13 protein-coding genes are annotated in these 17527 nt (G+C 36.8%); 2 read left to right on the forward strand and 11 right to left on the reverse strand.

Annotation, left to right across the window (positions count from 1 at the left end; all coding sequences use genetic code 11):
- Positions 1–2 precede the first annotated feature (2 nt).
- The 5 genes from LD272_RS15620 to LD272_RS15640 form a co-directional block, all read right to left on the reverse strand.
- Positions 3–884 (reverse strand): ABC transporter permease, encoded by an 882-nt coding sequence (locus LD272_RS15620; protein WP_226037557.1) that lies wholly within the window; start codon positions 882–884, stop codon positions 3–5.
- Complete coding sequence (locus tag LD272_RS15625; RefSeq protein WP_226037558.1) at positions 885–1817, reverse strand: ABC transporter ATP-binding protein; 933 nt, start codon at positions 1815–1817, stop codon at positions 885–887.
- The gene (locus LD272_RS15630) at positions 1814–4219 is read right to left on the reverse strand and encodes a DUF8725 domain-containing protein (protein ID WP_226037559.1); all 2406 of its coding nucleotides are present in this window, start codon (positions 4217–4219) and stop codon (positions 1814–1816) included. The genes LD272_RS15625 and LD272_RS15630 overlap by 4 nt, the downstream gene beginning before the upstream one ends.
- 674 nt (positions 4220–4893) lie before the next feature.
- Complete coding sequence (locus LD272_RS15635) at positions 4894–6090, reverse strand: class I SAM-dependent rRNA methyltransferase (protein WP_226037560.1); 1197 nt, start codon at positions 6088–6090, stop codon at positions 4894–4896.
- Between the two features lie 55 nt (positions 6091–6145).
- Positions 6146–9331: a DEAD/DEAH box helicase gene (locus LD272_RS15640; protein ID WP_226037561.1), complete on the reverse strand. Its 3186-nt coding sequence runs from the start codon at positions 9329–9331 to the stop codon at positions 6146–6148.
- A 254-nt stretch (positions 9332–9585) separates the two neighbouring features.
- Here LD272_RS15640 and LD272_RS15645 point away from each other — a divergent pair, with 254 nt between their 5' ends.
- Entirely contained in the window at positions 9586–9912 is a 327-nt protein-coding gene (locus LD272_RS15645) for an SCP2 sterol-binding domain-containing protein (RefSeq protein WP_226037562.1), read from the forward strand.
- Positions 9913–9989: 77 nt separating this feature from the next.
- Here LD272_RS15645 and htpX read toward each other — a convergent pair whose 3' ends face one another.
- Positions 9990–10904 carry a protease HtpX gene (gene htpX / locus LD272_RS15650; RefSeq protein ID WP_226037563.1) on the reverse strand — a complete coding sequence of 305 codons (915 nt, stop codon included), beginning with the start codon at positions 10902–10904 and terminating at the stop codon, positions 9990–9992.
- Between the two features lie 355 nt (positions 10905–11259).
- Here htpX and LD272_RS15655 point away from each other — a divergent pair, with 355 nt between their 5' ends.
- On the forward strand, positions 11260–12243 hold the full coding sequence (locus LD272_RS15655; protein WP_226037564.1) for an NAD(P)H-quinone oxidoreductase: 984 nt from the start codon (positions 11260–11262) through the stop codon (positions 12241–12243).
- A 140-nt stretch (positions 12244–12383) separates the two neighbouring features.
- Here the strand turns inward: LD272_RS15655 and LD272_RS15660 are convergent, their stop codons facing one another.
- The 5 genes from LD272_RS15660 to LD272_RS15680 all read right to left on the reverse strand — a co-directional run bounded on the left by LD272_RS15660 (position 12384) and on the right by LD272_RS15680 (position 17366).
- On the reverse strand, positions 12384–13145 hold the full coding sequence (locus LD272_RS15660; RefSeq protein ID WP_226037565.1) for an IucA/IucC family C-terminal-domain containing protein: 762 nt from the start codon (positions 13143–13145) through the stop codon (positions 12384–12386).
- 69 nt (positions 13146–13214) lie between these two features.
- Positions 13215–14249: a FecCD family ABC transporter permease gene (locus LD272_RS15665; RefSeq protein ID WP_226037566.1), complete on the reverse strand. Its 1035-nt coding sequence runs from the start codon at positions 14247–14249 to the stop codon at positions 13215–13217.
- Complete coding sequence (locus LD272_RS15670) at positions 14242–15258, reverse strand: FecCD family ABC transporter permease (protein WP_226037567.1); 1017 nt, start codon at positions 15256–15258, stop codon at positions 14242–14244. Before LD272_RS15670 ends, LD272_RS15665 begins: the two co-directional genes overlap by 8 nt.
- 292 nt (positions 15259–15550) lie before the next feature.
- Complete coding sequence (locus LD272_RS15675) at positions 15551–16570, reverse strand: ABC transporter substrate-binding protein (protein WP_226037568.1); 1020 nt, start codon at positions 16568–16570, stop codon at positions 15551–15553.
- A gap of 115 nt (positions 16571–16685) precedes the next feature.
- A complete protein-coding gene (locus LD272_RS15680; RefSeq protein WP_226037569.1) occupies positions 16686–17366 on the reverse strand; it encodes a class I SAM-dependent methyltransferase in 681 nt (226 codons plus the stop codon).
- Between the last annotated feature and the right edge of the window lie 161 nt (positions 17367–17527).

Consider the following 17527-nt stretch of genomic DNA (forward strand, 5'->3'; position numbering starts at 1 on the left):
TGTTAACCCTTCTTCTTTATCTTTGTCTTAGCACGCATTCTAGGTCTTAGTCGGTTTATTGCTATTAATAAACTAAACATAGTAATCGCAATGTAACCTAATGTGAACCCCTTCCAAAGAGGCCAATCAATTCCAAGTTGTTGAAATTCGTACATGAACATGTTCGAATCAAATGACGCGAACATTGCAACTGCCGGATTGAGTATCAGAATTAAATATGGGAAAATATTAGATGATTGACTTACTCCCGTTGACCCTTGTTGGAATCCAATAATTAATCGAACCGTGATAAAAAATAAAATAACTGTGCCGACAACTAGAAATAACATCATGCCATAAGTGGTAATGGTAGATACCATTGTTTTCCTACTAATTGTAGAAAACATTACTCCTAAACTTCCGATTGTTAGCATCGTTAACAATTGGTAACCAAACGTAACAAATACCATTTGGGGTGAAACACCACCATATAAGAAAACAATACTGTATAACGGTAAAGATGCAATTAACATTAAAATCAAAAACAGTACCGATGAAAATAGTTTACTTAAGATAATCGATGTTGATGACTGTTGTGTCGTAAGCATGATATTTAAGGTCTGTTTTTCCCTTTCACCACTAATTGTACCTGCTGTAAGTCCAGGGGTGATAAATACAATTAAGCCAAGTTGACCCATCGATAGAAGCATGAATAAATTTTTACTATCCGACGATGTGAAACCGTCATGAGTAAATTGTGTTTCAATGTAAATAAAAGCCAGACAAACTGCTCCACAAACAGCTAAGAATAAGAAGATTCCTAAGAAGTTCTTGAATGACCGAAACCTTAATTTAATTTCTTTATTTAAGACAGGGTTAATGAATAATGCTTGTAACCGGTCCATTTACTCGTCCCCCTTAGTAATTTCCATAAAGATATCTTCCAAATTGGTTTGTTTTTGTCCAAGTGTTAAAATAGGTATTCCTACCCCAATTGCTTTTTTCAATAATTCTACTTGCTGATCATCGGATCCTTGATAAGATAACTTTAAAAGTTGTTGATTTTGCTGATCTTGATCAATCTCAAGCACGTTTGAATCGTCTTCGAAGAATGCTATTGCTTGTTCTATATTTTCTTTTACTGTTACCATTAATATTTTTTGTGCTTGTAGCTGGTGTTCAATTTGATTAACATTGCCATTTGCAATCAACTTTCCGTTTTCAATAACTCCAAGTTCATCACAGATTTCCGATAGCTCTGGGAGAATATGTGATGAGATAATGATTGTCTTATCCATATTTTTAAGCTCGCGCAAGATCCCTCTCATTTCAACTCTTGCACGAGGATCGAGTCCTGATGCAGGTTCATCTAATATTAATACCTCTGGATCATGGATTAAAGCCCTTGCTAGACAGAGTCGCTGTTTCATCCCTCTTGATAATAAATCTACGTAGGCATCTGTTTTTTCAGTTAAATTTACAAGCTCCAATAATTGCGGAATAATTGTTTTTCTTTCGCTAGTTGGAATCGAATAACTGGCCCCATAAAAATCCAAATATTCATGTACCTTAAATTGATCATAGACACCAAAAAAGTCAGGTACATATCCAATATGCTTACGAACTTGTTTTGGATTTTTGGTCACATCAAAGCCATTTACATATGCCGTTCCTTTAGTTGGAGCTAAAAGCGTTGCTAAAATGGAAAATGTCGTTGATTTACCAGCTCCATTAGGACCAACAAATCCAAACACAGTACCTTTATCAATCGTTAAATTAAGATTTTCAAGTGCGGTAAATGAACCATACCGCTTCGTTAAGTTTATTATCTCAATCATGGGTTTGTCACTCCTTCAACGGTAACAGTTGGAGCATTAATCATGCCTTCTGAACTTGTGCTAACACGGATTTGGATCGTGTTATCTTTTAGATAGTTACTATCAACATCTTCATCATAGACAGCATGATTTTGTTCAATTGATTCATACGTATCTGTTTGACTATTATAAAGAGAATAAGTCGTACCACCGATACGTTCTTGGATTCTTATACCTAATTGCTCAAGCTGAAAGGATTTTTCACTGAAAGACTTAGGTAGAGCATATGTCAATAAGTAGGAACCAGGTCCTGCGTCAAAGAATGATTCCCCCTGTCCAATCGCATTGTGATAAATCTGACCTTCAATAATCGACAGTTCAGGCCTATTTATCTCTGATGAAAGAGGTACACTCTCTCCTTCGGGTAATTGAACTGAAATCGGCTGAGTAAACAATTGAAGATTATCTTCAACGGTTTCATCCCCATTTACAGTTACCGGATATAGAGATTCATCGGTAAAACCGATTAATATAGGTGTATCAACTTTATTTTCCATCTGGGTTCTAATCGCCACAGAGAGTAATTCAGCCTTTACTTGTTGATCGCTTCGTTGCCCCATTGGACCTTGCTGACCAAATAATTGATAGGCTACTTGCTCTGTTGGTTGTTGAAAAAAGGATTGATTAGTAACATCAAAACTAACTTGTTTAGACTGTCCAGCAGCTAATTCTCCAATTGCTTTAGAAGTTTGTCCGCTAATCAGATAGACATCGGCTAAATCATAAGGAAAACTGTTGATAATTTGACCTGTAATCGTATCGTTTGCTAGCACTAAATCTGATTGAAACTGACCATAATCCCCTGTTGGGTAATCAATTGACACACTCCGTGGAGACCAAAATTCCACATTTTGAAAATGTACATTTGCCTTGTCACCTTCAAAATCCACGACTGGTAAAGTAGAAAAAGATTGAGCTCCACCTCGATATTGTTCAACGGCCGGAAATGGACTGAGCTCACTATCTGTAGATAACGTATATGTTCCAGATCCTTTCGATAACAGTGAAATCGCTCCATCGCCACTACCGACACCCTGTTCATTAACTGAAATGACAGATACTGTATTCGTTTTCAAATTACCAATTCGATCTTTCGCTCCTACGGTATATAATCCAATACTTGATACAATTGCGAGTGCGGGAATGATTATCCATGCCCACTCTCGTTTATCTATTCTTTTTAAAACAATGTAAAGAATCGGCAGAATTAACAGTAGATACACTACAAATAATAAGGAAAGTGTTGAAATCTTGAAACTTGCTAAGGTTTCAAAAGCCCTTGAGCTGTTTGCAAGTCCAGGCCCCACACGGGTATTAAAATTATTCATTTTTGGATTAATATTTCCTACGTCGCTACCAAGGCTTTGCCATAAAGGTTCATTACCCTGCCAATCTGCAAGCGTCGGAAAACCTAAATCATATGTAAATTGGGTAACGAGACCATTACCAAACTCTTTTTCAACAACTAAAGGGGTCTTATCTTCTTGATACAAGATAGCTCCCGTTTGATCAGTTTCGCCAGTAAAAAGTTCCAAATTACTTGCCTTTAGTGGTTCCTGATATAGTGTGTTAAAACCTTGAATTTCTTGGACAGTTTCTTTGCCCGTAATCGTTAATGGTAACATGTCGGAAAGACTACCAAACTGTTGCTTGAGACCCGGCTCACTCCCTGTAACAAGCGATCCACCTTCACTCACCCAGTTTTTAATTGTCATTTGTTTTTTTTCCGGTAATTCAGCAATCGAAAAATCATTGATAACTAGTAAATCAAGAGATTCAAGCCCTTCCGTCTCATCTGGTAAATCATCGCCATCTAACGCAAGGACTTCTGGGCTATTTCCCATAAATGACGTCAATTTCAAATAATTCAAACTATCCGGTCGGTCAGTTAGTACACCCATTACCAACTTATTATCCTGGATATATGTTGGTGTTAATTCCAAGCTTGAGTCAATCGATAGCTCCTTGCTCTTTTCCCAACTACCTTCATATAGATGAAACTGTTGAACCGTTTGATTAGGTCCTTGCCTAAGTACATCCAAACCTTCCATAGCTGGTACTGAAAAAGAAATTGTTTTCGTTGTCCCAGTTGCAATATCAATCGGTATTACTTTATTTCCAATCGATTCGTAATCACGTGGTATCGTAATAACTAGATCACCAGTAAAATCCTCTTTATTATTTGTGATCGTTAAGGTAACAGGATATCCATGCTGCCGCTTCGCTTTTCCATCTAATCCAGCATCTACTTTTATCTCTAGTCTGTCAGCTTGTTCAGCGTTTGCTATGTAAGTAAAACTAATATTAGAAATAGTAAAAATAAGCAGAACAAATATTCCGATAATTGCAAGTTGTCTTTTCATGTTTTTCCCCCCACAGCTTTATAATAAATAGACGATTTAACTGAGTAAAAAGTTTCCTTATATTAGCCAATTTTATATACTGATTTTTTGCAATTGTCATCCACATATAGTTGTGATAAATTGTTCCCAAACTATATGTGGATGACAATTACTGCATAAGGTAATTATGAAATTGATACTATATGTAATCCTGAATTCAAATTCACAAACCTATTAAAATTGTACCATAAGCTATAGGAAAATTAAGATATTACTTCAATAAAATGGAAATTTTCCATAACTTTCTTACCCTAGAACAAAAGCGCAGGCGCCTAGCTCACCACCGACAAGCTTAAGACAAGCCTCGGCGTGGTGTTTTTTGCCACAGAGAGGATTGACTTAAGACCTCGAGGTGGTAGGTGCCGGAGCTGGACGTGGCTAAGCTTATGAATTAATTATCCACAGCAGTCCATTTTATAATTTCCTAGACCATAACAAAAATCGTTTGCTATCAGCAAACGATTTTTGTATATGGAGATAAAAGATAAGCTTTCAGGTACTGTTAAAATAACTTCTATTGACGGGATTATTGATATAAATTTGTTGTTTAATCAATTCCATAATACCTTTTTACCGCCATCAGGATACAACGATGTGGCTTGATTTTATAATTGTGAAATGGACTCAGTTAACAATTATTTTATCTTCCTAATAAAAACTACCTTAAGATAATCCCCTTCCTTATACTGTTTAATCGTTTTGAAATCGTCGGGTAATGTAAATGTTTCAATTATCTTGTACTTTTTATTTGTCGCTTTAAAGGCTTTGTCAATAAAACCTTTAAACTTATCCATACCAAAGCTACTGGCATTTGTCGAAGCAACGATTAAGCCTTGATCGTCTGTAATAGCAATTGTCTCTTTAAGTAAACTTACGTAATCTTTAGCCGCACTAAATGTATGTTTTTTTGATCTCGCAAAGCTTGGTGGATCAAGGATAACCATGTCAAAGGAAAGCTTATTTTTAACCGCATATTTAAAGTAATTAAAGACATCCATCACTCTTATTTCCTGCTGTTTATCATCAATATTATTGACTTGAAATTGCTCAATTGTTTTTGGTAAGCTTCGGTTAGCTAAATCGACGCTCGTTGTCTTCTTTGCGCCGCCTAGAGCCGCAAACACTGAAAATGCGCCAGTATATGAGAAAGTGTTCAGCACTGTTTTCCCTTGTGAATACTTATCACGAATTATCTTCCTTACTTGTCTTTGATCCAAAAATATTCCCGTCATCGGACCTTCATTCAAATAGACAGCGACGTTGACACCATTTTCTTTAACAGTAATCGGAAATTCCCCTCGTTCTCCAGCTACAAAATCATCGTCTTCAATGTATTTACCACCGGTATCGAAACGTTTTTTCTGATAAATACCCTTGAACTCAATTAAATTCTTCAGTGCTTGGATAACAAATTCCTTAAACTGATAAATTCCCTGACTATACCAGTTGAGCACATAATAACCATCATAATATTCAATCGTCAACCCACCAATACCGTCTCCTTCACCGTTAAAGACACGAAAAGCTGTAGTAGACTTGTCTTGGTAAAATAACCCTCGCTGATCTAGCGCAGTACTCAGTTTATTATCAAAAAACTGTTGATCAAATGATTGATGTTCCTTTTGGGTTAAAACCCAGCCGAAGCCTTTATTTTGCCTGCCATAATATCCTCTACCAAGAAAATTATTTTTCTCGTCAACTAAGTCGACAATTGTTCCTTCTTCCGTTAATGCTTCACTATTCAAAATTGCTTCTTTAAATATGTGTGGAAAGCCAGATTTAAATTTATTTGCGAACTTATCTTTTATTTTTAAACGAACCACATTCTGCATCTTGTTCATCCTATCTATTGGTTAATGAGTCTAGCCATATACACCCGTTTTACACCTATAACATCAGTATTTCCCTAATGTCTTCTTCGGTAAGCACAGATACTGACTTCTTCTCTTTTGAATCAATAATCTCTTCAATTAAATGCCTCTTTTTGTCTTGCAGTTCGTTCATCTTTTCCTCGATTGTACCACGGGCAACAAGCTTGATAACCTTTACCTTATTTGTCTGACCAATCCGGTAAGCACGGTCGGCTGCTTGTTCCTCGACAGCTGGATTCCACCAAGTATCGTACATAATAACGGTGTCAGCTCCAGTCAGGTTAAGGCCTGTACCTCCAGCCTTCATCGATATCAGAAACAAATCACGTTCCCCAACATTAAACCTGTTGCATGTTGCTACTCTTTCTTCTGGTGGCGTTTGTCCATCAAGGTAGAAAAATGGAATGCCTTTAACCGCTAATTCTCTTCCGATTAGGTCGAGCATTTTCGTAAACTGGGAGAAAATCAATACTCTTCTTCCGGAAAGCTTTGATTCCTCTATTATCTGTAGTAGTTGTTCAAATTTGGCTGAGCTTCCTTTATAACCATCAACGAATAAGCTCGGATGACAGCAAATTTGCCGTAATCTGGTCAATCCTGCTAAGATTCTAATTCGGTTTTTTCCGAGGGTTTCCTTATCAAGGTGCTTCCATGTGTCATGCCGAAGCTTAGCTAAATAGGCTGCGTACAGATTTTTTTGTTCTGGAAGTAATTCCGTTGATTGTTGTGATTCCGTTTTCCTCGGAAGCTCTAATAGTACGTCTCGCTTTAAGCGACGAAGCAAAAATGGACGAACCCTTCTAGCAATTGTTTTTTTAGGTAGGTTACTGTAATCCTTCAAACCTTGGAACAATTCAGGAAACACAACATGAAAAATTGACCACAGCTCTTCAAGTGAATTCTCGACTGGTGTACCTGTCAGCGCAAAGCGGTGATCTGATTGAATTCTCTTTACTGCTCTTGCCGTTTGTGTGATTGGATTTTTAAATGCCTGTGCCTCGTCAAAAAATACGGTATGGAATGTTTGTTTTTCGTACCAATTAATATCACTACGTAGTAACGGATAAGAGGTAATCACTATGTCAATGTCAGTTACATCCTTCTGCAAACTTGACCTTTGTATTTGATTACCGTCAAGAACGATAGCTTGCAAAACAGGAGCGAACTTCGAGATTTCACTAAGCCAGTTGTAGGTAACAGAGGATGGGCAAACAATCAAGACCGGGAGTTTTTTCTTCCTGATATCTGGAAGTTCTGACAAAATAAACGTGATGCTTTGCAGCGTTTTTCCAAGTCCCATATCATCAGCTAGAATACCTCCAAAGCTGAAGCTTGCTAGTGTTTTCATCCAATAATAGCCTTGTTTTTGATAGTCTCGTAAAATTGATGCAACTTCTGTTGGCACCTCAAATTCCTTGCTACCTGGATTCTGGATATTTTCCAAGAACTGACGGAACGATTTCTCCACCATCAATGTACCAGTATCTTCAATCGAATCAAGAAGCTGTAAACTTTGGGCCATTGGTAAGTCAAGACCATTTTCCAGACCCTTATTCTGGACTGGAAGTGCATGGAGGAATTGATTAACTTCTTCAAACTCACTGGTTTCTAGCGACAATAACGCTCCATTTCGCAACCGATAATACTTCCTTTTTTCCTCTAATGCTTCAAGTAGATCACGGATTTGATCCTCTGGAATCCCAGCTACTTCAAATTTAAATTCAAGCCAATTGGTTCGTTCCTTTTGGACTCTCACTCTAATTTTTGGACGTGCATTTTCTTTTACAATTCGGTTTCTTATTGCCGTTGTTGTATAAATTTGAACAAGCTTGTTGAGCTTCGGAACGACATGGTACAAAAATTGATACTCCAGTTCTTCATTATGTAAAAAATAGCCACTTTCAGTCTTAGCAAACAAGCTATCCTCCATCAACTTTAATATCTCTTCCTCTTTGTCAACATCTCTTAAGATTAAAGAATCTAACTTGACTTCCCGATTTTCTAGTGGATTAATTACAATATGTTGATAGTGAAACTCCAATCCCGCAAGCAAACGATTATTGACTCGATCCAAGTATAGCTTTGCAACTAATGGTGTCTTGGCATACCGTTTGTTCAGGCCACGAGCTATTTTGACGTCACCTAGTTGTTTTAATCCTGGAACAACTTTTTCAAGATATAAATCGACTTGTTCCGGAGCTATCGGGATTAGATTTGTTGCCTGACCAGCTAGCATTCGTTTTAATTCGGCCAGTCGTTTACTGTTGTGAGCCTGCATTCGAACTATTTTTCCATCATATAAAACAGACTGATAGTCACCAAGTACAACCATCCGATCCAATCCATCAATTTTCAATTGATATCCATGACTTTTTGTTTCCAAAAAATGAAACTGCAAAGGAAGACCTTCCTCCGTTAACTCAAGACTGTCAAAGGTTTGTCCATCATGCTCCAACCTCACCACTTTCGCACTTTTTAGTAAAGGGACAAGCATTTTCCATGAAGACGGTGGAATCAATAATATTCGGTCACTAATTGTAGCTCGTGATTCGGTTACTTTGTCCATATTTGTCTTTTCATCGTAATTCACTTGGATAAGCTGCTGAATCACTGCATCCGATTCAGTTACAAAGCAATGAGTATTTAGGTCATAGGTGAAGGAAGAAGAAAGAATAGATGGCATACCTTCCTTCAATCGCTCTAGAAATTGGCGGATATTTGGTACTTCGGCAGGTCCAATCTTAACTTCTATTCCTAACAAATTGTGTCCGTTCCCGATCTGGACAAGTTTACACGTAAACACAGCATCAATTACCTGCCTGTTTTCTAAATGGAGTTGATGGCCACTTGACCGCGTTGACGGTTGATTGAAAAGTGTCAATAAACCATCAGATAACCCCTGATTATTGGTGGCACCAAGTTGATATTCACCCGAAATAGCAGAATTTTTTTTAGACATATCGTAGTGGTAAATTGCCAGTAACACAGCTGCAATATGCTGACAATCTTTTTGAAAGCTAGCTAACGAAGGACAGCTACACTTGCTACTGAAACCTCCGTTTGATTTCTGTTCAATTGTGACTTGAAAATCTTCCGTACCTGTAACTTTGGCCGCGCATAGATCCTGACTGTAGTGATCAATGGTTACTTTATTTGCACGAAAAAATGACTCACCTTTTTTAAAAGAGACTGTACCGCACATTTGTTTTATGATTTTTGGGTTTAATTTTATATTCAGGATGCCTTACCCCTCCTTAAGGCTCTTCTAAAAATCAAGGGCTTTTTTGTGTAATTTTATTGATTACATGAAGTGTACTTATGCAATTTTTTCGCTAAATCCAATAGTACGATTGTATCACAACAATCGGATTTTACTATTTATTGCAGGACTTCGTAGCAATAATAGGGAAATATATATAGATAGCTATTAGCTTGTAAGACGTGGAGGTTAAAACAATGACAGTAAAAGCAGAATTAATGACATTAGTTGAGAAGATGAATGCCAATCCAGAATTCATCAAGGATGAGAAAAACCGAGTATTTCAAGTGAATTTAGCAGAGTCTGGCCCCTTGCAAATCATAATAATTGATGGCCAAGTAAATGTATTGGAAGGTAGTTCAGACCAGGCAGAAGTAATCTTGAATCTTTCTGATGAGAATTTTTCTAAACTTATAAACGATAACCTCAATACAACAATGGCTTTTATGAAGGGACAATTAAAAGTTGATGGAAAAGTAGGTTTAGCACTGAAGCTACAGGAGATTGTAACAAAATATCAATAACCACCTTATTCCTATTATTAAAGAACAAAAGCAGCTAACCCTATTTTATAGAGAAGCTGCTTTTTTATTTCTTTCATTTACCTTTGTTCTAAACGTGCAATTCTATCGTCTAAATCAGGGTGAGATGAAAAGAGTTTCATTGTTCCTCTACCACTTATTTTCATTGTTTGAATAGCAGAATCATCTGTACCGTCATTGACTTTTGCTCTCTCTACATGGTTTTTCAAAGAACGAAGGGCATGAGCCATTTTATCACGTCCAGCTAAATCACCGCCTCCGCGGTCTGCGTGATATTCTCTGTGACGGGAGTATGCACTAACGACAATACTTCCCAGAATTGAAAACAAAATTTGGAAAATAATAATCGCTGCAAAACGGACAATCCATTGTATTTCAGAGCGAACAAAACGCGAAACGATAATTGCAGCAATTCTTGAGAAAAAGACAACAAACGTGTTGACGATACCTTGTAATAACGTCATCGTTACCATATCACCATTTGCTACGTGTGCTACTTCATGGGCAATAACGCCTTCAACAGCATCGTCGTCCAGGTTATTTAATAAACCTGCAGAAACAGCAACAAGCGATCGTTTTTTTGAAGGGCCTGTTGCAAATGCATTAACCTCACCAGATTGGTAAATACCAACCTCTGGCATATGCATTAAACCAGCTGTACGTGAAAAGCGATGAACTTTCTCAACCACTGCACGTTCATATGGTGATAATTGACCATCCGGATCTAACACCTTAACCTTCATCATTTTCTTAGCAACCCAACGTGATATTGCTAGTGAGAAGAATGATCCTATGAAACCTACGAGAATACTGAATACCATCAGCGACCCGTAATTAATTCCTAAATAAGTAGAACCATTATTTTCAAACGTTCCACTGACATTCGTATAAGTTGTTATTAGCGTCCAAGCGATAACAATTGTTGTCATAACAAGGATGTTTGTTAATATAAAAAGAAATACTCGTTTGCCCATTTCTCTGCCTCCATTATTAAGATATACTTGTTTATTTTAACACGACTTTAGTGATATAGCATAGAAGTAAAACTTATTACTAGTTTCTCCAGTCCAATTACTAATTGAAAAAGCACATTTTTTGTATTGCTTCCTCAGTCCAGTATTTTCTTCAAGCATACATCAAATCAACCCACGCACATATTTTCTCTATTTAGATACTATAAAGTTATTTCACAACCAAGTTCCATTGACTTCCATTTTTCTTTTAACTATGATTCAATTATGACAAAATTATCTTGTTATTCTATAAGGCATCTCTATAGGATAACTTTATTCATTCGATGATAAAAATTGTAAGGGAGCGAGGGTGAATATGAAGGCTATAACTGTAAAAGAACCAGGTGGAGTAGAACAGTTACAAATGAGTGAGCAACCAGATCCTAAAATAAAATCAGGAGAATTACTGATTAAAGTAAAGGCTGCTGCGATTAACAGAACAGATATTATTAGTCGCATGGGACAATCTGGATATCTTAACAATCCCATTCTAGGCATTGAAGTTGCTGGGATCGTAGAAGAGTCAGGTTCAGGTACAACGATTGAAGCCGGCACACGTGTGACGGGCCTAGTAAATGGCGGGGGCTACGCTGAGTATGCGGTAATGCCTGCTGATCGAGCAATGTTAATTCCTGACAACCTGTCATTTCAAGAGGCTGCAGCCATTCCAGAAGTATTTTTAACTGCTTTTCAGACATTGTTTTGGCTTGGTGAGTTACAAAAAGATGAAACCGTACTAATTCACGCCGGTGGAAGTGGCGTTGGAACTGCCGCTATTCAATTAGCTAAGCAGTTAGTAGACGCAAAAGTAATCACAACAGCAGGATCGAAGAAGAAGCTTGATTTTTGTCAATCACTCGGCGCTGATTTGGGCATTAACTATAAGAAACAATCTTTTGAAGAGGAAGTTTTACAAGCTACCGATAACCAAGGAGTCGAGTTGATTCTTGATTTTATCGGCGCCTCCTATTATAAGAAAAATCTGGCTAGCTTAAAAATAGATGGTCGCTGGATTTTAATCGGACTGCTCGGTGGATCACAGCTAGAAAAGTTCAATTTAATGGAACTAATGGCTAAGAGAGTTCAGTTAAAGGGTACATTACTCACGCCAAGAACTGATCAATATAAAGCTGATCTTACAAGAGATTTCGCCCAAAGAGCCCTTCCTCTATTTGAACAAAATAAGTTAAAGCCAGTAATTGACCAAGTGTATTTACTTCAGGATATTCAAAAAGCTCACACTCGTATGGAAAGCAACCAAAATATTGGAAAAATAATTTTGAAGGTAGATGAAATATAAACTTTGGTCATAGACTATGAAATTAGATAGCAAAAAACTAGTATAGTGTTAAGCACTATACTAGTTTTTAAACTTACATATTAATCCTTGATAGAATATCGATGTTAATTTAAAACTCTAAAGTAGCTCCTGTTTAACGCTTAAAAAATCGGGGATTTTTTTAGTTCTTGTTTACTCTTCGGGCATGTGGAACAACATGTACCATCCACATGTAATGCATAATAAAAACAACAAGTACGACGGACTCTTATTTCTTCGTCTTCTTTTTTTGGTCTGTAAAACATTTGAAGTGGATTTCTAGATTCATCGAAAAGATGACCTGGAGCATCCTGAATTAGATAATGAAAATCGCTCTCTAGATTACTTTGATTTTCCGTTTCTTCGTTAATTTTAGTCTCATAAAGCCAGTACACATAAATAGCTACGTTCTCCCAAAGAATAGGCCTTGGTACTTTCGATACAGCTGATAGACATGTAATTAATTGTGATAGATTTTTAAATAGTTCTTCGACAGTTCTCTGTCTCCATATCAATCTATCATGATCACTTTGCTCTTCTACTGATAAGTCGTTAATAAATAAGTGAGGGACCCATATTCCGTCCTTATACTTCGTAACTAATGACAAGTTAGCTAAACTCATATTAACTTTTTTATTGTAGATTGTCATAGTATAGAGTGCCGGTATTGTCATTACAAAACCGATCCGCTTCATCAATTGAGATGCCGCAACAAAATTATAGTCTGTATTTAAAATATTTTTCATCTCAATCAGATACTGTTCGACGAAACTAGCATCTACTAGTTTTTCTAAAGGCACTAATTCTTCAGTTGAAACATTATCTAGAATACGGAAATTATCAGTTAAGTAATTTTTTTCATTAGTAGTTAATTGATTAGACATTTACTAGTACACCCTTTAATTGTTTCGCTATGATCCAGCAAAATTAATTAATTTTACGCCCTATCTCTTTTACATATTTCTATTTTTATAAAGTAAATAGATGAAAAATGGCGCGCCAATTCCGGATGTGAATACACCGGCAGGAATATCAAGTGGTAAAAATGCAGTTCTTGCAACTAAATCAGCTAAAACAACAATGATCCCACCGATTAATGCTGTAATCGGTACTAGGACTGCAAACGACCTATTGGCAATCATTCTAGCTATGTGTGGAGCGATTAGACCAACGAAACCGATTCCACCAGCATATGCAACAGCTGAGCCTGCCAATGCTACACTAATAAAGAGCAACAGCATTCGATATAATTGTACCCGCACCCCAAGCGCTGTAGCAATGTCATCACCTAATTGCTTAACATTAACAATTCTTGAAAATAAAAGTGTTAATGGGATAAAGATAACAATCCATGGTAACATCGAGTTGACATCTTGCCATTTCGCAGCATATAAACTCCCTGTTAACCAAAGATAAGCTGTGCTTGTTGAATAGGTATCACTAAGCACAATCATCATGGTTGTTAGAGCGTTCATTGCTGCTGCAACCCCAATTCCAATCAGTACTAAACGAATTGGGGTTACCCCATCCTTCCAAGACATTGCATAGGTGAAAACAGCTACAATTGCCGCACCTAACAAGGCTGCTAAAGGTAACCACTGCACACTGACTGTTCCCATAAAACTAACAATAAATATAATCGCACCCACTGATGCACCACCAGTTATCCCAATAATATCTGGTGAGGCAAGGGGATTACGAATAATTCCTTGCAATATTAAACCCGACACCCCAAGTGCCGCACCAACCATGAAGCCTAGTGAGACTCTTGGTAGTCTTAGTGTATTAATTACAAAATCATATTCCCCGGTTCCACTTCCTATCAAATGGTTAATTACGTTAAATGGATGTATAAAGCTACTACCTACCGATAAACACAATAAGATTAAAAGTAATGAAAACAAAAATAAAATAAGGAAGGTGACCAATGATTTTTTATTCAATTGATTTGATTTTGATTTGTTTTTAATGGAACTTAACTTAGTCATTGATTTTTAACCCCCTACGGGCAATATAAATGAAAAATGGTGTCCCGAGTAGAGCTGTCATTACACCAATCGGCATTTCTTGAGGCATAATAACAAACCTTGCCGCAACATCAGCTAATAACAATAAACTAGCTCCAAATAATGCACTAAAGGGAATTATCCATCTATAATCAGAACCAAACAATCCACGAACCATATGAGGTACGATCAAACCGATAAAGCCAATCGATCCGGCAACTGCAACGGAACCACCAGCAAGAAAAATAATGATTATACCCATAACAGCCTTAATTAAACCTGTTTTTTGCCCTAAGCTTTTAGCGACATCCTCACCAGACATCAGGATATTAATTGATCCTCCCAAAAATAACGCAACGATGCCCGCACTAATTATGAAAGGTAGAACGGGTAGAAGCATATCAATCGATCGTCCCGCTACAGATCCTGCTAACCAAAATAAAACGCTCTGTAAACCTTGCTCATCGATAACAAGTAACCCCTGGGTAAACGAAACAAACAGAGCAGTTATAGCTGCACCAGCTAATACAATTTTAACTGGTGATAACCCGTCTTTTCCTAGTGATCCAAGTAAATAAACCAATCCACCTGATATCCCTGCGCCTAAAAATGCAATCCACATATAATGTACCAGTGAACTAACAGAAAAGAACGTTACAGAAACAACAATAAAAAACAATGCTCCAGCATTAATCCCAAAAATATCAGGAGCTGCTAACGGATTCTTTGTTAATGCTTGCATCAATGCTCCTGCAATAGCAAGGCTAGAACCAATCACAGCAGCAATAAGTGCTCTAGAAAGTCGTGAAGTAGTAATAATAATGTGTTCAGTTATTGACCCATCATAGTTAAAGATAGCATCAAATACAGTATCTAATGGAATTGGTGTTTGACCAAGTGTAATACTTAATAGAAAGGTAAAGACAAATAAAAAGAAACTAAAAATAATACTTATAATTTTATATGATTTCCGGGAAAGTAGACTTTTCATATATTTCCTCTTTCATAACTTGGGTTTCACGGCTTAGTATTAAAATACCCGAGCAAACGTGTTTTTGTGGGACTATTAAAGGATTCCGGCTAATATTATAACAGAGGCAACACAAATATCGAATTAGAAATTCATATAGGTTTGGATATCCTAATCTTATGTTTCACAAGATATCTACTCCTGTATTAATAGGTTTCAAAATCGTATTTCACTAGAATTGCAGTATCAAAAATGTATTTTTAAAAAAGAAAGGGGTAAGAATAAATTCTCCCCCCTCTCCTGTTTGTAACTATTACTCCAATTCGAACCTATCATAAATATCATCTAGCATTAGGTTGGCAGCCTTTATTCCCCCACCCATGTTCCAGATAATCTCATCAACCATATATACTTGATCATTTTTCACAGCATCGAGATTGTCCCAAAGTGGATGATTTTTCCATTCTTCGAAAGTTTGCTCAACAGCCGGGTCTTCCTCATTGAAAATGTAGAATACATCAGCATTCATTTCGGGGATACTTTCTTTATCAGTTAATTGAATACCCCATTCATCGCTTTGTTGATTTTCAGGTCTTGTAAATCCAAGTTCTGCTAAAATTGAACCTGCAAAACCTGTAAAATAAATACGTGCATGGTCCGCTCTAAAGTTTAGAATAGATACATTTTTAGGCCATTCATCACCTAACTTTTCTGTAACCTTGCCTTGAAAATCTTTTACACGGTCATCCCAAGCAGTCAGAAGTTCATTTGCTTTTTCTTCTTGATTGATAGCTTCACCCATTAATTCGACTGTGCCTTTGAAATCAAACACTGTTTCATGAGCTACTGTTGGTGCAATTTCAGTTAGTTGATCATAGATTTCTTCGTGACGTAGGGCAGAAGCTATAATCAAATCAGGGTTCAATTTAGCAATTTCTTCTAAATTTGGTTGAGTTTCAGTTCCAACAATTTCAACACCCTCTAAATCTTCGCTAAGGTACTCATATGTAGGTTGTTGTAACCACGATTCTACAGCTCCGACAGGTTTAACATCAAACGCAACAATAGTATCTGTCGCACCTTGATAAAGAGTAACAATTCTTTTAGGAGTTCCTTCTATTGTAGTATCACCCATTGCGTGACTAATTTCCCTAACGTCTTCTGATTCCGTTGCTGATTGATCTTCACTTTCTGCTTGTCCTTGCTCTTTATCCTCATTATTAGATTCAGTTCCGTCGTCCCCACAAGCAGTTAAAAAAACTATTGAAGCTAACAAAATTGCAAGTAAACAGATTAGTTTACTCTTCGATAATGAATATGTAAATACACCCATTGATTTTCCCTCCATCTAATTGATAATGATTATCATTATTGTAGTTGTTATTCTATTATGTTTTTTAAAGAAAATCAATAGGTTTTTTAAGAGGTAATATCGTTGATCTCTTTTTTTATCGTTTCCGCAACATAAATAGCCACATAAACGTGAGTGCCTGCTTATGCTCTGTTGATAAATGAGTCACTGTTTCTTCATTAATTCCTTGTTTGTAAACACCTCGGCCATCAATGGTTTCCCAACCGTTTTCTTCTGCCAATCGTTCAAATTCCCATGGCATCATGGTATTACATATAACTGATGAACCATAAAGTCGTTGAAAACTATTTTTTCTTGGTGCTGCCGTCGGCCCGAGTATACCTAAACATAGTAAATGATCCTTTTTTAATACTCTCCTCATCTCATTCAATGCTTTTAGTGGATGTTCAGTCCACTCTATTGAGTTGATTGCCATTAAACCGGAGAAAGTTTGATCTTGAAACGGTAATTCCGTTAAATCACCCTGCAAAAATTCTGTTCGTTCATTTTTTCTTTTACTTTTTGCTATTTCAATCATTTCATTAGATAAGTCTAAACCTACAACACGAAAGCCTTCTTGGTATAGTTTAAATGAACCATAACCATCGCCACATCCTAAATCGGCAACATAACTTCCTTTTGGCATATGGTTTGTAATAAACGGAATGATTGGTTTTCGACTGCCATTTTCCCACATTGCTTCACTGCTTTGATTCCAAAAATTCACTTTTTCATTCCATTGTTCCTTCGCTTCCTTATGCCAATCAAACGAATTCATCTCTACACCCCTTTAGATTAGAAATCACTAGATGTTTTCCTTTAACATGAAATAGGTCTGGTAGTGCTTTTGCGATTTGCAAATAATATTGAGCCCGGAAATCCAGATCAATATATAATACTAAAGCTTGTTCCTTTGCCCATCTCTATTCACTTTTTCCA

It is taken from the genome of Aquibacillus saliphilus (assembly GCF_020404745.1).
Lineage (GTDB): Bacteria > Bacillota > Bacilli > Bacillales > Amphibacillaceae > Aquibacillus > Aquibacillus saliphilus.